This window comes from Streptomyces sp. NBC_00122, assembly GCF_045160845.1.
Classification (GTDB): Bacteria; Actinomycetota; Actinomycetes; order Streptomycetales; family Streptomycetaceae; genus Streptomyces.
On the sequence record NZ_CP108191.1, the window covers coordinates 5,110,262 to 5,129,209 of the forward strand.

16 protein-coding genes are annotated in these 18,948 nt (G+C 72.8%); 14 read left to right on the forward strand and 2 right to left on the reverse strand.

Annotated features, from left to right (window positions below):
• Nucleotides 1-122: 122 nt before the first annotated feature.
• The 13 genes from OG737_RS23950 (at nt 123) to OG737_RS24010 (ending at nt 13,536) form a co-directional block, all read left to right on the forward strand.
• Entirely contained in the window at nt 123-434 is a 312-nt protein-coding gene (locus OG737_RS23950; protein WP_328928195.1) for a (2Fe-2S)-binding protein, read from the forward strand.
• Entirely contained in the window at nt 415-1,902 is a 1,488-nt protein-coding gene (locus OG737_RS23955) for an NAD(P)/FAD-dependent oxidoreductase (protein ID WP_328928196.1), read from the forward strand. The genes OG737_RS23950 and OG737_RS23955 overlap by 20 nt, the downstream gene beginning before the upstream one ends.
• A gap of 76 nt (nt 1,903-1,978) precedes the next feature.
• Nucleotides 1,979-2,899, forward strand: a complete 921-nt coding sequence (locus OG737_RS23960; protein ID WP_328928197.1) for a dihydrodipicolinate synthase family protein — start codon at nt 1,979-1,981, stop codon at nt 2,897-2,899.
• Between the two features lie 38 nt (nt 2,900-2,937).
• Nucleotides 2,938-3,942: a proline racemase family protein gene (locus tag OG737_RS23965; RefSeq protein WP_328928198.1), complete on the forward strand. Its 1,005-nt coding sequence runs from the start codon at nt 2,938-2,940 to the stop codon at nt 3,940-3,942.
• Complete coding sequence (locus OG737_RS23970) at nt 3,939-4,967, forward strand: proline racemase family protein (RefSeq protein ID WP_328928199.1); 1,029 nt, start codon at nt 3,939-3,941, stop codon at nt 4,965-4,967. Before OG737_RS23965 ends, OG737_RS23970 begins: the two co-directional genes overlap by 4 nt.
• Nucleotides 4,964-5,893, forward strand: coding sequence for an ornithine cyclodeaminase family protein (locus OG737_RS23975; RefSeq protein ID WP_405678043.1), 930 nt, complete (start codon nt 4,964-4,966; stop codon nt 5,891-5,893). Before OG737_RS23970 ends, OG737_RS23975 begins: the two co-directional genes overlap by 4 nt.
• 55 nt (nt 5,894-5,948) lie before the next feature.
• Complete coding sequence (locus tag OG737_RS23980; protein ID WP_328928201.1) at nt 5,949-6,659, forward strand: GntR family transcriptional regulator; 711 nt, start codon at nt 5,949-5,951, stop codon at nt 6,657-6,659.
• A 190-nt stretch (nt 6,660-6,849) separates the two neighbouring features.
• Nucleotides 6,850-7,581 (forward strand): hypothetical protein, encoded by a 732-nt coding sequence (locus OG737_RS23985; protein WP_405678040.1) that lies wholly within the window; start codon nt 6,850-6,852, stop codon nt 7,579-7,581.
• Between the two features lie 269 nt (nt 7,582-7,850).
• Nucleotides 7,851-9,596 carry an ABC transporter substrate-binding protein gene (locus tag OG737_RS23990; RefSeq protein WP_405678038.1) on the forward strand — a complete coding sequence of 582 codons (1,746 nt, stop codon included), beginning with the start codon at nt 7,851-7,853 and terminating at the stop codon, nt 9,594-9,596.
• A 22-nt stretch (nt 9,597-9,618) separates the two neighbouring features.
• The gene (locus tag OG737_RS23995) at nt 9,619-10,587 is read left to right on the forward strand and encodes an ABC transporter permease (protein ID WP_405678037.1); all 969 of its coding nucleotides are present in this window, start codon (nt 9,619-9,621) and stop codon (nt 10,585-10,587) included.
• Entirely contained in the window at nt 10,584-11,570 is a 987-nt protein-coding gene (locus OG737_RS24000; protein ID WP_328928205.1) for an ABC transporter permease, read from the forward strand. The genes OG737_RS23995 and OG737_RS24000 overlap by 4 nt, the downstream gene beginning before the upstream one ends.
• On the forward strand, nt 11,570-12,565 hold the full coding sequence (locus OG737_RS24005) for an ABC transporter ATP-binding protein (RefSeq protein WP_328928206.1): 996 nt from the start codon (nt 11,570-11,572) through the stop codon (nt 12,563-12,565). The genes OG737_RS24000 and OG737_RS24005 overlap by 1 nt, the downstream gene beginning before the upstream one ends.
• Nucleotides 12,562-13,536: a dipeptide ABC transporter ATP-binding protein gene (locus OG737_RS24010; RefSeq protein WP_328928207.1), complete on the forward strand. Its 975-nt coding sequence runs from the start codon at nt 12,562-12,564 to the stop codon at nt 13,534-13,536. The genes OG737_RS24005 and OG737_RS24010 overlap by 4 nt, the downstream gene beginning before the upstream one ends.
• Before the next feature lie 88 nt (nt 13,537-13,624).
• Here the strand turns inward: OG737_RS24010 and OG737_RS24015 are convergent, their stop codons facing one another.
• The gene (locus OG737_RS24015; RefSeq protein ID WP_405921957.1) at nt 13,625-15,718 is read right to left on the reverse strand and encodes a prolyl oligopeptidase family serine peptidase; all 2,094 of its coding nucleotides are present in this window, start codon (nt 15,716-15,718) and stop codon (nt 13,625-13,627) included.
• Between the two features lie 83 nt (nt 15,719-15,801).
• Between OG737_RS24015 and OG737_RS24020 the strand changes: the two genes are divergently transcribed.
• Complete coding sequence (locus tag OG737_RS24020) at nt 15,802-17,490, forward strand: MFS transporter (protein WP_328928209.1); 1,689 nt, start codon at nt 15,802-15,804, stop codon at nt 17,488-17,490.
• Here OG737_RS24020 and OG737_RS24025 read toward each other — a convergent pair.
• Nucleotides 17,420-18,817 (reverse strand): cytochrome P450, encoded by a 1,398-nt coding sequence (locus OG737_RS24025; protein ID WP_405678033.1) that lies wholly within the window; start codon nt 18,815-18,817, stop codon nt 17,420-17,422. The two genes, OG737_RS24020 and OG737_RS24025, sit on opposite strands and share 71 nt — an antisense overlap.
• Nucleotides 18,818-18,948: the final 131 nt, after the last annotated feature.

Below are 18,948 nucleotides of genomic sequence, written 5' to 3' on the forward strand. Positions count from 1 at the left end.
AAAACATGCCCGCGCAGGCCGATCGCACCGGCGCCATAAATCATGCAGTCCCGGACGGCACCCCGGCCCGGCCCCCACCCGCCCTCGCCCCGCCCCCGACACCCCCCGAGGAGGACCCCCACATGCGCAGCCCCCGCTCACTGGTCGGCGGCAGCCCCGCGTCGCAGTACACGGTCGACTTCGACGGCCGCGCACTGCCCGCGCAGGAGGGCCAGTCCATCGCCGCCGTCCTCTGGTCCGCCGGGATCCTCGCCTGGCGCACCACCCGCGACGGCGGCGCCCCGCGCGGCGCCTTCTGCGGGATCGGCAGCTGCTACGACTGCCTCGTCACCGTCAACGGCCGCCCCAACCAGCGCGCCTGCCTCGTCCCCGCCCAGGAGGGCGACACCGTGACCACCCAGGAGGGAACCGGCCATGCCGAGCTCGCCGTCTGACCGACCGGCGGCCGATCCGGCAGATCCGGCCGGCCCGGCCGCCGCCGCCGACCTGGCCGTCGTCGGCGCGGGTCCGGCCGGCCTCGCCGCCGCCGTCACCGCCGCCGGCCTCGGCCTGCGCGTCACCGTCCTCGACACGGGCGAGCGCCCCGGCGGCCAGTTCTACCGCCACCCCGCCCCGGGCCTGGGCGCGGCCCGCCCCGAGGCCCTCCACCACGCCTGGCCAGACTTCGCCACCCGCGAAGCCGCCCTGCGCGCCCATGTGTCGGCGGGCCGCATCACGTACCTCCCGGGCCACCACGTGTGGACGGTGGTGGCCCGGCAGACGGCGTGGACCCTGCACGCCGTGGCCGGAGACGAGGGCGCCGCCGCCACCGTCACGGCCCGGGCCGTCCTCCTCGCCACCGGCGCGTACGAACGCCAACTCCCCTTCCCCGGCTGGACGCTGCCCGGCGTGGTCGGGGCCGGCGGCGCCCAGGCCATGCTCAAGGCGGGCCTCGTCCTGCCCGGCAGGCGGATCGTCGTCGCCGGCAGCGGCCCGCTGCTCCTCGCCGTGGCCGGCTCCCTGGCCGCCGCCGGAGCCTCCGTCCCCGCCGTGGTGGAGGCGTCGGCGTACACCGCGTACGCGGGGAAGGCCGCGGCCCTGCTCCGCAACCCCGCCAAGCTCGCCGAAGGCGCGACGTACGGAGGCGCGTTGCTCAGGCACCGCATCCGCCTGCTCACCCGGCATGCCGTGACGGAGGCGCACGGCACCGACCGGGTCGAGGCCGTCACCGTGGCCCGGCTCGACCGCGACTGGCGCCCGCTGCCCGGCACCGCCCGCCGGATCCCCTGCGACGCCCTCGCCGTCGGCCACGGCCTGGTACCCCAGCTGGAACTCGCCACCGGCCTCGGCTGCGCCACCCGCCGCAGCCCCGACGGCACCGTCGCCCTGGACCTCGCCGCCGACGGCCGCACCTCCGTCCCCGGCGTCTGGTCCGCGGGCGAGACCGGCGGCATCGGCGGTGCCGGGCTCGCGATCACCGAGGGGGAGATCGCGGCCCACGCGATCGCCGGCCGGTCCGTGCCCACCGCCCTGACCCGCCGCCGCTCGCGGCTGCGCGCCTTCGCCGACGCGATGGCCGCCGCCCACCGCCCGGGCCCCCGCTGGACCGGCTGGCTGCGGGACGACGCCGTCGTGTGCCGCTGCGAGGAGGTGCCGGCCGGCCGGATCCGCGAGGCCGCCGAAGACCTCGGCGCACGGGACGCCCGTACCGTCAAACTCCTCACCCGGGCGGGCATGGGCTGGTGCCAGGGCCGGATGTGCGGCCCGGCCGTCGCCGCCCTCGCCGGCGGGTCCGCCGCGTCCACGGACGCGGCGCCCGACCGGCGGCCGCTGTCCTGCCCGGTCCCGCTGCGCCATCTCGCGGGCCTTCCCGCCGACCTTCCCGCCGAGCATTCCGCCGAACTTCCCGGCGCGGACGGCTGATCAGGTCGGCCCGGCCCCTTGTGGCCGCCTCACACCCACTAGTAAAATGTCACACACCACACTAGGGAGTCACCTCATGAACCACGCGCCCACCCCCGCGCCCCGCACGGACACCCGCCCCTGGCACGGAATCATGGTCGCCACCGCGCTGCCCCTGCGCGAGGACCTCACCGTCGACTACGACGCCTACGCCGAGCACGTGGCCTGGCTGATCGAGGGCGGCTGCGACGGTGTGGTCCCCAACGGCTCCCTCGGGGAGTACCAGACCCTGACCGACGAGGAGCGGGCCCGCGTCGTCCGTACCGCCGTCGAGGCGGCCGGCGACGGCGCCCGCGTCATGCCCGGCGTCGCCGCCTACGGCAGCGCCGAAGCCCGCCGCTGGGCCGACCAGGCGGCAGAGGCGGGCGCCGGCTCCGTGCTCCTGCTGCCCCCCAACGCCTACCGCGCCGACGAGGAAGCCGTACGCGCCCACTACGCGGAGGTCGCCCGCGCCGGGCTGCCCGTCGTCGCGTACAACAACCCCATCGACACCAAGGTGGACCTGACCCCGGCCCTGCTCGCCCGGCTTCACGCCGACGGCTCCGTCGTCGCCGTGAAGGAGTTCAGCGGTGACGTGCGGCGCGCGTACGAGATCGCCGAACTCGCCCCGGGCCTCGACCTGCTCATCGGCGCCGACGACGTCCTGCTCGAACTCGCCCTCGCCGGCGCCGTCGGCTGGATCGCCGGCTACCCCAACGCGCTCCCGCGGTCCTGCGCCACCCTGTACCGGGCCGCCGTCGAGGGTGACCTCGCCACCGCACTGCCGCTGTACAAGTCGCTGCACTCGCTGCTGCGCTGGGACTCCAAGACCGAGTTCGTCCAGGCCATCAAGCTCTCCATGGACCTGGCCGGCCGCCCCGGCGGCGCCACCCGCCCGCCGCGCTTCCCGCTCACCGGCGAGACCGAGGCCGCCGTCCGCGCCGCCACCGAGAAGGCCCTCGCCGAGGGCCTCAACTAACCAGCAGGGCTGGACCGACCCGCCAGAGGGGGCGCCTGATGCGCACGCGCAACATCTACCACGCCGTGGACTCGCACACCGAGGGCATGCCGACCCGGGTGATCACCGGGGGAGTCGGGGTGATCCCCGGCGCCACCATGGCCGACAAGCGGCTCCACTTCATCGAGCACCTGGACCACATCCGGACCCTGCTCATGTACGAGCCGCGCGGCCACGCCGCGATGAGCGGTGCCATCCTGCAGCCCCCCACCCGCCCCGACGCCGACTTCGGCGTCCTCTACATCGAGGTGTCGGGCCTGCTGCCCATGTGCGGGCACGGCACCATCGGGGTCGCCACCGTCCTGGTCGAGACCGGGATGGTGCCCGTCGTGGAGCCGGTCACCACCGTCCGGCTGGACACCCCGGCCGGGCTGGTGAGCGTGGACGTCCGGGTCGAGGACGGGGCGGCCACCGCGGTCACCCTGACCAACGTCGCCTCCTTCTGCGTCGGGCTCGACCTGAAGGCGGACGTGCCCGGCCTCGGCACGGTCACCTACGACCTCGCCTACGGCGGCAACTTCTACGCCTTCGTCGAACTCGACTCCCTCGGCATCCCCTTCGACCGCGCCCGCAAGGACGACCTGATCGCCGCCGGGCTCGCGATCATGGAGGCGGTCAACGGTTCCGGCGACCGGCCCGTCCACCCCGAGAACCCCTCCATCGCCGGGGTCAAGCACGTCTACCTCGCGGCCCCCGGCTCCGACGCCCGCCGGTCCCGGCACGCCATGGCCATCCACCCCGGCTGGTTCGACCGCTCGCCCTGCGGTACGGGCACCAGCGCACGCATGGCCCAGCTGCACGCCCGCGGATTCCTGGAGCTCGGCGCGGACTTCGTGAACGAGTCGTTCATCGGCACCGAGTTCACCGGCAGGCTGGTCGGCGAGACCACCGTCGGCGGACACCCCGCCGTCATCCCCACCGTCACCGGCCGGGCCTGGATCACCGGGACCGCCCAGTACTTCCTCGACCCGACCGACCCCTTCCCCGGAGGCTTCCTCCTGTGATCACCGTCCGAACGGTGGACTACCACACCGCCGGAGAGCCCTTCCGCATCGTCGACACGGCCGCCGCCGCCCACGGGGGCTTCCCGCCCGTCCCCGGGGACACCGTCGCCGAGCGCTGCGCCACCGCCATCGGCCCGGGGGGATCGGGGACGGCCCCGCGCCGGGGCGCACTGGACGACGTACGCCGCCTGCTGGTGCAGGAGCCGCGCGGGCACGCCGGAATGTACGGCGGGTTCGTCGTCCCGCCCGACGACGACGGCGCGCACTTCGGCGTGCTGTTCTGGCACAAGGACGGCTACTCCACCGCCTGCGGCCACGGCACCATGGCGCTCGGCGTCTGGGCCGTGGACGCCGGCCGGGTCGCCGCCCCGGACGACGGGGACGCGGCCGTGCGCATCGACGTGCCGTCCGGGCGGGTCACCGCCACCGTGCACCGGGACGGCGGCCGCACCACCGGGGTCACCTTCCGCAACGTCCCCGCCCGGGTGAGCGCCCGCAAGGTGCCGGTCGCCACCACGCTGGGGCTCGCCGAGGTGGACATCGCACACGCCGGGGCCTGTTACGCCTCCGTCGCCGCCCGCGACCTCGGCCTGGACGTGTCCCCGGCCTCGCTGCCCGACCTGGTGCGGGCCGGCCGGGAGATCCGCGCCGCGCTGGCCACCCACCCGGCCACCTGGCATCCCGGCGGGCCGCTGCTCTCCGGCGTCTACGGGGTGATCCTGTACGAGGAACTCCCCGATACTCCTTTCGGGCCCCATCAGCGCAACGTCACCGTCTTCGCCGACGGCCAGATCGACCGCTCGCCCTGCGGCTCCGGGACCTCGACGCGGCTCGCGCTGCTCGCGGAGGACGGGCGGCTCGCGGCGGGGGAGGACCTCGTCAACGAGTCGGTCACCGGCACGGTGTTCACCGGCCGGATCCTCCCGGGGGGCGTCACCGAGATCACGGGCACCGCGTACCGCACCGGTGAGCACGCCTTCACGCACGACCCGCACGACGCGCTCGGTACGGGCTTCCTGCTGTGAGGCGGCTGAGCGCCGACGACACGGCCGGGCTCCTGACCCCGGCCGCGGCCACCGACGCCCTGGCCGCCGCCCTGCTCGGGGGCCTCGACCCGGAGAGCTGCCCGCAGCGCACCAACATCCCCGTCCCCGACGGGGAGCTGCTGCTGATGCCCGCCGCCTCCGGGGCGTACGCCGGGGTGAAGATCGCCGGGGTCGCGCCCGGGAACCCGGCCCGGGGGCTGCCCCGGATCACCGGCTCCTACCTCCTGCTGGAGGGGCGCACCCTGCGCCCGCTGGCCCTGCTCGACGGCGCGGCCCTGACCGCCCTGCGCACCCCGGCGGTCTCCGCCCTCGCGCTGCGCCACCTGGCTCCGTCCGGGCGCCCGCTGCGGCTGGTGCTGTTCGGCTCCGGCCCGCAGGCGTACGGGCACCTGGAAGCGGCCCTGTCCGTAAGGGAGCTGGACCACGTCGTGGTGGTCGGCCGCAACCGGGAGGGCGCCGAGCGGCTCGCCGCGCACGCCCGCACCCTGGGCCTGACCGCCCGGACCGGCGCACCTGAGGACGTGGCCGACGCCGATCTGGTCATCTGCTGCACCACGGCCCGGGAACCGCTCTTCGACGGGCGTCTCGTCGGCCCGGGCGCCACGGTCGTCGCCGTCGGCTCGCACGAACCGACGGCCCGGGAGACCGACACCGCCCTCGTGCGGCGGGCCGCCGTGTACGTGGAGTCGCGCGCGGCGGCCCTGCGGGAGGCGGGGGACCTGCTGGTCCCGGAGGCCGAGGGGGCGATCGGGCCCGGCCACATCACCGGCACGCTCGCCGACCTCGTCGCCGGACGGATGCCGGCGGGCGGGCCGCAGAGTTGTCCACAGCTCTTCAAGAGTGTGGGCATGGCCTGGGAAGATCTGGCCGTGGCGGTCGCGTTGTTCGAGGCCGCCAGGGTGTGAGCAGCGAAACGTGACATTGTACGCTGTTCCTCTGCCATGGCTCGGAGGAAATGCAATGGGTGACCTGAAGCAGCACAGTCTCATCAAGGCCCAGGAACGGCTCCGCGACCAGGTCGGCCACGCCCTCCGAGCAGCCCTGATAGCGGGTGAACTGCGCCCGGGGAGCGTGTATTCGGCCCCCGGTCTCGCAGCCGAACTCGGTGTCTCGGCCACGCCCGTGCGCGAGGCCATGCTCGACCTGGCCCGCGAAGGCCTCGTCGAACCGGTCCGCAACAAGGGCTTTCGGATCACCGAGGTCAGCGAGCGCGACCTGGACCAGTACACCGAGCTGCGCACGATGATCGAGGTGCCGACCATCGGCCGGATCACGAAGATCGCCACGACCGAGCAGCTGGAAGCCCTGCGGCCGGTCGCGCAGGAGATCGTCACGAGCGCCCGCGAGCACAACCTCATCGGCTATCTGGAGGCGGACCGCCGCTTCCACCTCACGCTGCTCGGGCTCGCCGGCAACGACCGCCTCGTCGAGACGGTCGGCGACCTGCGCAAGCGGTCCCGGCTGTACGGGCTGACCGGCCTGGACGAGGCCGGAAAACTGGTGTCTTCGGCGGAGGAGCACATCGAGCTGCTCGACCTGATGATCAGCGGGGACGCCGAGGCGGCCGAGGCCTGCATGGTCCGCCACCTCGGCCACGTCCGCTCCCTCTGGGCCCAGGGCCGCGACGAGCCGGTCGGCCGCACACCGGGAGGCCTCGGCTCCGGCGTGTAGCGCTGTGAACGGGAGGGGCGGAGTCGGGCCGCGGTCCCACCGCCGTGAGGGCGGCTCGGAGGCGGGGCCTGCGCCGGGCGGGTGGACCTCGTGATGCCTGCGGGTGACGGCTGCGAACGGAGGTTGATCCCGCCCGGAATCCGTCTACCAACACACAGTCCTGTACACCGAGTGATGGGTTGCACCGACTGTGTTGAAGACTGCATTTCGGATCGCTTCCGCCACCGTCCTGGTCACCGTCTCGTTGGCGTTCGGCTCACCCGCCGGCGCCGCGGCGGATCCGTACCCGGGCACCCCGCAGCAGATCCGTGACACCGGCCCCTGTGGCCCGACCGGCGGCTACCGTGCGTCGGAGTGGCTGCAGACCACGACGGACCCCACTATCCAGCCGGAGGTGGACCTCGCCGCGGTGCGTGAGGCCTGGTACTGGCGGCACGACGGGAACACGCTGTGGCGGGGCGACACGCGGACCCCTCAAACGATCTTCGCCAGCGGCTTCGAGCCGCGGGGCATGAACCTCATCCCGCTGTCGCAGTGGATCATCGGGGGCGCCCAACAGCCGGACGCCGCGCACGTGAGCACCACGTGTGAGCGGTGGGTGGCGCAGGAATTCGCCACGGGGAGCGGGGACGGCTGGGTGTACGCGATCCAGGCTCCCGGCGGGATCGACATCAACGCCACCGCACGGCAGACCGGCCTCGTGTCGACCTTCCTGTGGAACAAGGAGATCGACTTCCCCGGCGGCATCGAAGCCAGGTTCATCGAGGGGGCCTGCAAGTACCACTTCGTCGGCCGGGACCCGCAGACGAACGACCGCATCTACCGGAACCTCGGCTGTGTGACGAACCCCGACTTCCGTCCGGTCCCGAGCAAGCACAAGGAGAGGGAGAAGGAGAAGGAGACGGCCGGTTCGCGGCACTGAGCTGATCCCAGGCGGGAGCGGGTGCCGCTCCGGCCGTACGACGTGACGCGCGGCGCCAGGTGGTGACGGGATGACGACCCCGGGCCGCCTGGCGCTGCGCGGCGTCGGGCGGTCGCCGCACGTGGGCCGCCCGGAAGCCCCAACTCGACTCCGGGTGCCCGATTTTGGATACGGCTGGATAACGGGGGGCTCAACCTCTTGTCAGTGCAATTTCACATTACTATGTTACCGGTCACATCATAGAGCGCGGCCCTTCACTGGAGTGACCCATGACCAAGCGCACCCAACTCGCCCTCGCCACCGCCCTGGTGGCCGCTCTCGCAGTCGGCGCCTCGGGCTGCACCGGCACCGTGAAGAAGGGCAAGGGCGGCGCCTCCGCCGAGAACCCCGCCGCCGCGAACGACGGCAAGATGCTCGGCGGCACTCCGGTCAAGGGCGGCACCCTCACCGTCCTGTCCAACCAGGACTTCGCCCACCTCGACCCGGCCCGCAACTGGGTCATGCCGACCATGGACTTCGGCACCCGGCTGCTCTACCGCACCCTGGTGACCTTCAAGGCCGAGCCGGGCAAGGGCGGCAGCGAGCTGGTCCCCGACCTCGCCACCGACCTCGGAACCCCCTCCAACGGCGGCCGTACCTGGACCTTCACCCTCAAGGAGGGCCTGAAGTACGAGGACGGCTCGCCGATCAAGGCCCAGGACGTCAAGTACAACGTCGAGCGCTCCTTCGCCCCCGACCTCACCGGCGGCCCCGACTACGCGGCCCAGTACCTGGCCGGCGGCGAGGGCTACAAGGGCCCGCTCCAGGGGCAGCACCTCGACTCCGTCAAGACCCCCGACGACCGTACGATCGTCTTCGAACTCAAGCGGCCCGTCGCGGAGTTCTCCCAGACCGCCACGCTCCCCACGTTCGCGCCCGTCCCGCAGGCCCAGGAGAAGGGCACCCAGTACGACGCCCGCCCGTTCTCCTCCGGCCCGTACAAGATCGAGTCGTACGACCGCGACAAGAAGCTCGTGCTCGTCCGCAACGAGCACTGGGACCCGAAGACCGACACCGTCCGCAAGGCCTACCCGGACAAGTTCGTGGTCGTCATGGGCCTCAAGGGCGGCCAGATCGACGACCGCATCATCGCCGGCGAGGGCGCCGACGCCTCCGCCGTCGAGTACGCCAACATGCGCCCCGAGAGCGCCGCCAAGGTGCTGCCCAAGCCCGAGGTCAAGGCGCGCCTGCTCGCCGAGTCCCAGGGCTGTACGGTCATGCTCCACCTGAACAACTCCCGCGCCCCCTTCAACGACCCCAAGGTCCGCGAGGCCATGCAGTACGCCGTCGACAAGGAGGCCATCATCACCGCGGCCGGCGGGCCCGCCCTCAACGAGGTCGCCACCGCCTACCTGCCCCCGGCCCTCTCCGGCGGCAAGCAGGCCGACACCCTGAAGATCGCCCCGGCCGGCGACCCGGCCAAGGCCAAGGAGCTCCTCAAGGCCGCCGGCAAGGAGAACCTGAAGGTCTCCCTCGCGGTCTCCACCGGTGACAAGGGCAGGGCGGAGGCCATCCAGCAGGGCCTGTCCCGGGCCGGCATCCAGGTCGTCATCGACACCGTCGACCCCGGCGCGTACTACGACGTCATCGGCGACCTCTCCACGACCCCCGACATGACGTACACCGGCTGGTGCCCCGACTACCCCTCCGGCTCCACCTGGATGCCCTTCGTCTTCGACGGACGCACCATCAAGGACAAGGGGAACCAGGGCAACTACGCCCAGTTCCGCGACGAGGCCACCACGAAGCGGATCGACGAGATCAACGCGATGGCCGACGCGAAGCAGGCCAACCAGGCCTGGATCGACCTGGACGCGGAGATCACGAAGAAGTCCCCGTCCATCCCGATCCTCATGGAGCGCAAGCCGCTCCTCGTCGGCCCGAACATCGCGGGCGCCTACGGCCACCCCGTGTGGACCGGCACCGTCGACTACGGGAGCGTCGGCCTCAAGGACCCGTCGAAGAGCCAGGGCTGAGGACGCCGGGTCCCACGACACCATGACCACCACCGCACCCGGCGCCGCCCCCCAGGCGGCCCCGGCCGGCGCCCCGGCCAAGGACGTCCCGCCCGGCAGCAGCCCCCGGCAGCTCGCCCGGCGGCAACTCCGTCGCCGCCCCGCCGTCCGCGTCAGCCTCTGCGTCGTCCTCCTCTTCGTCCTCATGGCCGCCACCGCCCCCTGGCTGGGCGCGCTCGGCGGCTGGTCCCCCGAGGAGTTCGACAAGACCGCCATCGACCCCTACCTCGGCGGCCAGCCGCTCGGCTCCCTCGGCGGGATCAGCCCCGAGCACTGGCTCGGCGTCGAACCCGTCACGGGCCGCGACCTGTTCGCGCGCGTGGTCCACGGCGCCCAGGTCTCCCTCCTCATCGCCTTCGCCGCCACCGCCATCGTGGTGGTCACGGGCACCGCCGCCGGGATCGCCGCCGGCTACTTCGGCGGCCGCACCGACGCGGTCCTGTCCCGGCTCATGGACCTGACCATGTCCTTCCCCTCGCTGATCTTCATGATCGCGATGCTGTCCGTGGCCAAGGACGTCAACCGGATCGTCCTCATGACCGCCGTCATCGGCGTCTTCGGCTGGCCCGGCGTCGCCCGGGTCGTCCGCGGCCAGACCCTCTCCCTCAAACACCGCGAGTACGTGGACGCCGCCCGCGTGGGCGGCGCGAGCTCCTGGCGGATCCTGACCCGCGACATCCTCCCCGGCGTCTCGGGCCCGGTCATCGCCTACACCACCCTGCTCATCCCCGGCATGATCAGCACCGAGGCGGCGCTGAGCTACCTCGGCGTGGGCGTCCGCCCGCCCACCCCGTCCTGGGGCCAGATGATCGCCGAGTCCGTCGCCTTCTACGAGACCGACCCCATGTACTTCGTCATCCCCAGCGTCTTCCTCTTCCTTGCCGTGCTCGCCTTCACCCTGCTCGGCGACGCCCTGCGCGACATCCTCGACCCGAGGGGCGGCCGCAGTTGATCCTCTACCTCGCCCGCCGGCTGCTCGCCCTCGTCGGCGTGCTCCTCGCCATAGCCGCCGTCACCTTCGTCATCTTCTACGTCCTGCCCTCCGACCCGGCCGCGGCCGCCTGCGGCAAGACCTGCAGCGCCGAGCGGCTGGCCGACGTACGGGCGTACCTGGGCCTCGACCAGCCCCTGTGGCGCCAGTTCACCGACTTCCTCACCGGCATCTTCACCGGCCGCACCCTCGGCACCGGCCAGTACGCCGTCCAGTGCGACTTCCCCTGCCTGGGCTACAGCTACGAGAACTCCCTCCCGGTCTGGGACCTGCTCATGGACCGGTTGCCGGTCTCGGCCTCGCTCGCCGTCGGCGCCGCCGTGCTGTGGCTGGTCCTCGGGCTCGGCGCCGGGGTCACCGCGGCCCTGCGCAAGGACACCGCCACCGACAAGGCCCTCATGGTCGGGGCCGTCGCCGCCGCCTCCCTGCCCGTCTACTTCACCTCGGTGATGCTGATCTACGGGGTCATCCGCGTCGCCGGCCTCCTGCCCTACCCCGCCTACCAGGCCTTCGCCGACGACCCGCTCGCCTGGGCCTCGAACCTGCTGCTGCCGTGGACCGCGCTCGCCCTGCTGTACGCCGCCATGTACGCCCGCCAGAGCCGCGGTTCGATGATCGAGGCGATGGCCGAGCCGTACATCCGTACCGCCCGGGCCAAGGGGATGCCCGAGCGCACGGTCGTCGTCAAACACGGCCTGCGCTCCGGGATGACCCCCATCCTGACCATCTTCGGCATGGACCTCGGCGGGCTCCTCGCCGGAGCCGTGATCACCGAGTCCATCTTCGGACTCCCCGGCATCGGACGGCTGTTCTACGGGGCGCTCGTCAGCTCGGACCAGCCGGTCGTCCTCGGCGTGACCCTGCTCGCCGCCTTCTTCATCGTCGTCGCCAACCTCGTCGTCGACCTCCTGTACGCCGTCATCGACCCGAGGGTGAGGTACTGATGGCCGCACTTCTTGAGGTACGCGATCTGCGCGTCACCTTCACCACCCCGCACGGCACCGTACGGGCCGTCGACTCCCTCGGCTTCACCGTCGAGGCCGGCCGCACCCTGGGCATCGTCGGCGAGTCCGGCTCCGGCAAGTCGGTCACCTCGCTCGCCGTGATGGGCCTGCACCGGGGCGCGGCCGAGGTCAGCGGCTCCGTGGCCCTCGCCGGACGGGAGCTGACCGGCCTCTCCGAGCGGGAGCTGGCCAAGGTCCGCGGCCGCAGGATGGCCATGATCTTCCAGGACCCGCTCTCCAGCCTCCACCCCTACTACACGGTCGGCGAGCAGATCGCCGAGCACTTCCGGGTGCACTTCAGGGCCGGGCGGGCCGCCGCGCGCAAGCGGGCCGTCGACATGCTCGGTGAGGTCGGCATCCCGGAACCGGCGCGCCGCGCGGGCGAGTACCCGCACCAGTTCTCCGGCGGCATGCGCCAGCGCGCCATGATCGCCATGGCCCTGGCCTGCGAGCCCGATCTGCTGATCGCGGACGAGCCCACCACCGCCCTGGACGTCACCGTGCAGGCACAGATCCTGGAGCTGATCGCGCGGATCCAGCAGGAGCGCGGACTCGGCGTCGTCATGATCACCCATGACCTGGGGGTGGTCGCCCGCGTCGCCCACGAGGTGCTGGTCATGTACGGCGGCCGGGCCGCCGAACAGGCGCCGGTCGACGAGCTGTTCGCCGACCCCGCCCATCCGTACACCCGTGGCCTGCTCGACTCGCTGCCGCGCCTCGACACCGACGACGAGGAGCCGCTGCCCTTCATCCCCGGCTCCCCGCCGTCCCTGCTCGTACCGGCCCCGGGCTGCGCCTTCGCCCCGCGCTGTCCGCGCGCCGCCGCGCCCTGCACCGACGTACGCCCGGAGCTGCAGACGTACGCCGACGCTCCGGGGCGGACGGTGGCCTGCCACTTCGCCGGGACCCGCACCGCCGAGGAGGCGACGCGATGAAGACGACTGCCGAACCCCTGCTGTCCGTACGGGACCTCACCATGGCCTTCCCCGGGAAGCGGACCGCGACCGGGCGCCGGGGGGCGCCCGTGCGCGCCGTGGACGGGGTCTCCTTCGACCTGGAGGCCGGCCAGACCCTCGGCCTGGTCGGGGAGTCGGGCTGCGGGAAGTCCACGACGGGCCGGATGCTGGTCAGGCTGCTGGAGCCCACCTCGGGCACGGTCGCCTTCGAGGGCAAGGACATCAGCCTGCTGTCCCAGCGCGCCATGCGGCCGCTGCGCAAGAACATCCAGATGGTCTTCCAGGACCCGCACTCCTCCCTCAACCCCCGCCAGACCGTGGCCCGGATCATCTCCGACCCGCTGCTGGTGCAGGGCTGGAGCGCCGCCGACGCCCGCCGGCGCGCCGCCGAGCTGATGGAACTGGTCGGCCTGATCCCCGAGCACATCGACCGCTACCCGCACGAGTTCTCCGGCGGCCAGGCCCAGCGCATCGGCATCGCCCGGTCCCTGTCCACCAGCCCCCGGCTGATCGTCGCCGACGAACCGGTCTCCGCCCTCGACGTCTCCGTACAGGCCCAGATCGTCAACCTGATGGAGAAGCTGCGCGGAGAGCTGGGCCTCGCCTACGTGTTCATCGCGCACGACCTGTCGGTGGTCAAACGGGTCAGCGACCGGGTCGCCGTCATGTACCTCGGCCGGATCGTCGAGATCGGGGACAAGAAGTCCCTCTACGAGAACCCGCAGCACCCCTACACCCGGGCGCTGCTGTCCGCCGTACCGCTGCCCGACCCGGCGGCGGAGCGGCGGCGGGAGCGGATCGTGCTGCTCGGCGACCCGCCGAGCCCGGCGGCCCCGCCCCCCGGCTGCACCTTCCACCCGCGCTGCCCCGTCGCGCAGGAGATCTGCCGCACCGAGCGACCGCTGTTGCGGTCGGCCGCCTCGCGCGAGGTGGCGTGTCATCTGGTGTAGGCACAGGCCCCCGGCTGACTGACGGGGATCCGGGGAAGCAGCAGGGCCCCGCGGCCAATGGCGTCCGCGGGGCCCTGCTCGCGTGGGATCAGCCCAGTTCCCTGCGGAAGAACTCCAGCTCCAGGGCCATGACCTTCTCCTTCGTGCCGCCCGGGGTCATGTGCGTGACACCGGGGAGGGCGAGCAGCTGGTGCGGGCGGCCCGCGTCCGTCAGGGCCTGGGACAGGCGCAGGGTGTGGGAGGGGTGGACGTTGTCGTCGGTCAGGCCGGTGGTCAGCAGCAGCGGCCGGGTCAGCTTCGGGGCGTCGGGGATCAGGGAGTCCCGCTCGTACACGTCGTCGGACTGGGGCCGCTCCTGCGGGAGGCCCAGGTACCGCTCGGTGTACGCGGTGTCGTAGTGCCGGAAGTCGGTCGGCGCGGCCCCGGCGGACGCCGCGTGGAAGACGTCCGGGCGGCGCAGCACCGCGAGCGCCGACAGGTAGCCGCCGTAGGACCAGCCACGTACGCCGACCCGGCCGAGGTCGAGGTCGCCGTGGCGGGCGCCGAGCGCCTGGAGCGCCGCGACCTGGTCCTCCAGGGTGACCTCGGAGAAGCCGCGGTACATGGCGTGCGTGAAGGCGGGCGAGACGTACGGGGTCCCGCGGTTGTCGACGGTGACCACCGCGAAGCCCTGGTCGGCCCACCACTGCTTGGCCTGCCAGCGGCGGGGCTCGGCGCTGATGTCCTGGTAGCCGGGGCCGCCGTACGCGTCGACCAGGACCGGCAGCCGCCGGCCGGGGACGTGGTCGCGGGGGAGGACGAGGGCGGTCGGGACGCCGTGCTCGGTGACCCGCTCCAAGACCGGGACCACCCGGTACGGCAGCGGCCGGGACAGGTCGGCGGGGGTGAACTCCCGCCCGTCGGGGGTGCGTACGGTGCGGCGGATCCCGTCGGCGTCGGCCGAGGTCAGCAGCAGGGTCCCGGCCGAGGCGGTCACGCTGTGCACCCCGGGCCCGTCGGCGACCGGGGTCAGCTCCCCGGTCGCCGGGTCCAGCAGCAGCACCTGCTGCTCGGCGGGGTCGCGCAGCCCGGCCTCGATCAGCAGCCGGCCCTCGTGGAGCCCGGCCACGCCGCGGACCTGGACCCCGTCGCCGGTGAGCAGCTCGCCGTCCACCGCGAGTGCCCGGGCGGCCCCGCCGCTGGGGGTACCCCCAGCGGTAGCTGGGGGAGTGTCGGCGGCGGTCAGCATCCGGCCGTCGGGCAGGCGCGCCGGGGTGCCCGGGACCAGCGGGTCCACCCACTGCGGGTGCGTGGTGCGGGACAGCTCCCGGGTACGGCCGGTGGCCGGGTCGGCGGAGAGCAGCAGCACGGACCGCTGGAGCCGGTCCTGGACGGTCAGCAGGATCTCGCCGGCCGATTCCCATCCCGCGTCGGAGACGTACGGGTAGGCCTCCGCGTCCCAGTCGAGCCGTGTCCGGTCCCCGTCCGGGCCGAGCACCCAGAGCTGGACGTCGGCGTTGGGCCCGCCCGCCTCGGGGTACGCGAAGTCCTCCGCCGGGAGCTCGGGGCGGCCGGGGTCGGCGAAATACCGGCGCTGGAGGGCGGACTCGTCGACGCGGGCGGCGAGCAGGGTGACCCCGTCGGGTGACCACCAGTGGCCCCGGGAGCGGCCGAGCTCCTCGGCGGCGGCGAACTCGGCGACGCCCCAGCGGGCCCCGTCGGCCGGGCTGACCCGGCCGCCGGGTTCGACGTACAGGGCGTCGTCGCTGACGTACGCGGTGCGGGTGCCGTCGGAGTTGGGGCGGGGGTCCAGGGCGGGTCCGGCGGCAGGTATCTGCTGAGGCCGTCCGGTCCCGTCCGCGGTGACCCCGTAGAGCCGCCCGTAGAGCGGGAAGACGGCGCGCCTGCCGTCGCCGGAGAGCGCGTACGAACCGATCCCGGCGGCGACGAGGCGGATCCGCTCGCGCAGCCGGCGCTCCACGGCCGGGAGCTCGCCCGGCTCGGGGCACAGTTCGCGGGGATCGGCAAGCCGGGTCTCGGCGCCGGTGGCCGTGTCGAGGACCCAGAGGCTGTCGAATGCGTCGGTGGGACCGGTCGAGCGGAGGTACCAGAGGAGGCGCCCTTCGTCCCCGAAGGCGAAGGCGCGCGGGGCGCCGTAGGTGAACCGGGCCGTGCTCGCGGAGAGCCTGAGGAAGTCATCCATGATCGTAGTGTGACATGTGCAATGTCATAGCCACTAGGCCGTTCGAGTGGTGACCCCAGGGGTGCGGGCATAGCGTCGACAGCGTGGACCCGAACGCAACGCCGACCAGCACCGGGACCGACGGCAAGGTCCGAGGGAGCGGGAACGGGCTCGCCCTGTTCGTGATCGCCTCCTGCCAGCTCATGGTGGTCCTCGACATCACCATCGTGAACATCGCGCTGCCGCACATCCAGACCGCCCTCGGCTTCTCCACCGAGAGCCTCTCCTGGGTCGTCAACGCCTACACGCTCGCCTTCGGCGGTCTGCTGCTCCTCGGTGGGCGCACGGGCGACATCCTCGGCCGCAAGCGCGTCTTCATCTTCGGCGTCCTGCTCTTCGGGCTTGCCTCCCTCCTCGGTGGACTCGCCCAGAACGAGGGTCAGTTGATGGCATCCCGAGCCCTCCAGGGTGTCGGCGGCGCCATCGCCTCGCCGACCGCCCTGGCGCTGATCACCACCACCTTCCGCGAAGGCCCCGCCCGTAACCGGGCGTTCGGCGTGTTCGCCGGGGTCTCGGCCGGCGGCGGCGCGATCGGGCTGCTCGCGGGGGGCGTCCTCGTCGAATGGCTCAACTGGCGCTGGGTGTTCTTCGTCAACGTCCCGATCGCCGTGCTGATAGCCGTCATGGCCGTGAAGGTCATCCACGAGTCCCAGCGCCACCCCGGGCACTTCGACCTCGCGGGCGCGCTGCTGTCCACCCTGGGCATGGTCTCGCTCGTCTACGGGTTCATCCGCGCCGCCCAGGAAGGGTGGACCGACCCCTTCACGCTCGCCGCCTTCGGCGCCGCCGTGGCCCTGCTGACCCTGTTCATCCTCAACGAGCGCCGCTCGCCGCAGCCGATCACCCCGCTGCACATGTTCGCCGACCGCAACCGGGCCGGGACCTACGGGATCATGCTCATGCTCGCCTGCGCGATCTTCGGCATGTTCTTCTTCCTGACGCTCTTCGTGCAGATCGTGCTGGGCTTCAGCCCGCTGATGGCCGGCCTCGCCTTCCTGCCCGTGAGCGTGGTGGTCGCCGTGGGTGCCGGCATCACCTCGCAGCTGCTGCCGAAGTTCGGGCCGAAACCCTTCATGGTCACCGGAGCGCTGTGCTCGGCGACGGGCCTCGCCTGGCTGACGCAGACCGACATCGACTCGACGTACCTGGGCAGCATCTTCGGCCCCCTCCTGATCTTCGGCCTCGGCATGGGCCTGCAGTTCGTCTCGCTCACACTGATGGCCCTGTCCAACGTCGCCGACCGGGAGTCGGGTGCGGCGTCCGGCCTGCTCAACACGATGCAGCAGGTCGGCGGTTCGCTCGGCCTCTCGATCCTGGTGACCGTGTTCGGCACGGCCAGCCGCAACGCGGCCAAGGATCAGGTGCCGGACTTCCTGCGCACGGCCAGCCCCGTACAGAAGGCCTTCTTCCAGCGGACCGGACAGTTCCCGAAGCCGTGGAGCGACCAGGTGCTGACCTCGGGCATCAGTGAGGCCTTCGTCGTGGCGACGGCGTTCACCCTGGTCGGTGCGCTGATCGCGCTGATCGTCATCCAGGTCCGGCCCTCGGACCTGGCCCGGCTCCAGGGAAACCACGCGCCGGCGAAGACGGAGGGCGGGACGGAGGACGGGATGCAGGGCGGGAAAGAGGGCGGGGAGGCGGAGAGCGGCAGGCCCGCAGCCCCTAGGCCGACAGGCCCTGGCCGCCCCGGCGACGGACCCGGCAGCGCGCCGGGCCGTCCGTCCGCAGAGTGATGCCCGCGCTGACCGCGATGTCGGTGTCCACGGCCTCGAACTCGTACGCGCGCAGGATCATCGCCAGCGCGATCACCGACTCCAGCATCGAGAAGTGCTGCCCGATGCAGGCGCGCGGGCCGCCGCCGAACGGGAACCAGGCGTAGCGCGGCCGGCCGGCCTCCGCCTCCGGGGTGAAGCGTTCGGGGTCGAAGCGGTCGGGATCCGGCCAGTAGAGCGGATGGCGGTGCGTCACCCACGGCGCCAGAATCACGTCCGCGCCCGCGGGGACGGTGTGCCCGCCGACCTCGGTGGCGGCGACGGCCTTGCGGCCGATGACCGGGGCGGCCGGGTAGAGCCGCATCGCCTCCTTGAGGACCTGGGTGAGGTACGGGAGCCGGTCGAGGTCGGCGGCCCGGGGCGTACGGTCGCCCAGCACCCGGCTGGTCTCCTCGTACGCCCGCTGCTGCTCCTCGGGGTGGCGGGCCAGCAGGTGCAGGGCGAAGGAGAGGGAGGTGGCGGTCGTCTCGTGCCCGGCGAGCAGGAAGACCAGCACCTGGTCGCGGAGTTCGGAGGCGTCGAACTCCCCGTCGTCGCAGCTCCTGGCGGCGGCGAGCAGCGTGAGCAGGTCCTCGCCCGGGCCGTCCGCGGGGTCGGCGCGCCGCTCGCCGATGATCTTGTCGCAGACCGCGTAGAGCTCGTCCATCGCGGCGGCCGCCCGCTTGTTGGCCGGTGTCGGCCAGCTGCGCGGGATGTTGGCGGGAGAGTAGCCGCGCCGCAGGACGTAGTCGGTGATGACCGGAAAACACCGGTCGACGACGTCGACGGTGGCCTCCACGTCGGTGCCGAAGAGGATCCGGGCGACCGCGCGCAGGGCCAGGTGCATCATCTGGTCGGAGACGTCGACGATCCCGCCGGGGGCCTCCTGCCAGGCGGCGAGGACCGCCTCGGTCTCGGCGGCGACGGCCCCCGCGTAGCCGTCCACCCGGCGCCGCGTGAACAGCGGCTGGACCAGCCGGCGCTGGCGCAGGTAGTCCTCGTCCTGGCTGGTCAGCAGGCCGTTGCCGAAGGAGTCGCGAACCTCCTGGTAGAAGGGGTTGTCCTTGCGGAAGTTGGCCGATTCCGAGGCGAGCACCTGCTGGGCGCCCTCGGCGGAGAAGACGCAGTACAGCTCGGCCCGCAGCCCGGGCGGCCCGGCGGTGATCCGTACGACGTCCCCGTGCAGGTGCTGGGCGCGCAGATAGGTGCCGAGGGAGTCGGACTTCAGGTCGAAGAGCGATCCCAGCAGCGGCAGCCCCGCCAGCGCGGGAACCCCCGCACCGACACCCGCGCTCGTACCAACCGCCATGGCCGCCCCTTAGCTCCGTACCGACGGCCCGATTCTGCCGGTCCCCACCCTTTCCTGGCGAGGATCCCAGCACCTCAGGCCGAATACCGACGCCGGCCGGTCTGCGTACGGGCCGGGGCCGGTTCAGGACG

Bases quoted from the DNA above. Each gene is read 5' to 3' on its own strand.
- OG737_RS23950 (WP_328928195.1), top strand. From the start codon at position 123: ATGCGCAGCCCCCGCTCACTGGTCGGCGGCAGCCCCGCGTCGCAGTAC.
- OG737_RS23955 (WP_328928196.1), top strand. From the start codon at position 415: ATGCCGAGCTCGCCGTCTGACCGACCGGCGGCCGATCCGGCAGATCCG.
- OG737_RS23960 (WP_328928197.1), top strand. From the start codon at position 1,979: ATGAACCACGCGCCCACCCCCGCGCCCCGCACGGACACCCGCCCCTGG.
- OG737_RS23965 (WP_328928198.1), top strand. From the start codon at position 2,938: ATGCGCACGCGCAACATCTACCACGCCGTGGACTCGCACACCGAGGGC.
- OG737_RS23980 (WP_328928201.1), top strand. From the start codon at position 5,949: ATGGGTGACCTGAAGCAGCACAGTCTCATCAAGGCCCAGGAACGGCTC.
- OG737_RS23990 (WP_405678038.1), top strand. From the start codon at position 7,851: ATGACCAAGCGCACCCAACTCGCCCTCGCCACCGCCCTGGTGGCCGCT.
- OG737_RS23995 (WP_405678037.1), top strand. From the start codon at position 9,619: ATGACCACCACCGCACCCGGCGCCGCCCCCCAGGCGGCCCCGGCCGGC.
- OG737_RS24005 (WP_328928206.1), top strand. From the start codon at position 11,570: ATGGCCGCACTTCTTGAGGTACGCGATCTGCGCGTCACCTTCACCACC.
- OG737_RS24010 (WP_328928207.1), top strand. From the start codon at position 12,562: ATGAAGACGACTGCCGAACCCCTGCTGTCCGTACGGGACCTCACCATG.
- OG737_RS24015 (WP_405921957.1), bottom strand. From the start codon at position 15,718: ATGGATGACTTCCTCAGGCTCTCCGCGAGCACGGCCCGGTTCACCTAC.
- OG737_RS24025 (WP_405678033.1), bottom strand. From the start codon at position 18,817: ATGGCGGTTGGTACGAGCGCGGGTGTCGGTGCGGGGGTTCCCGCGCTG.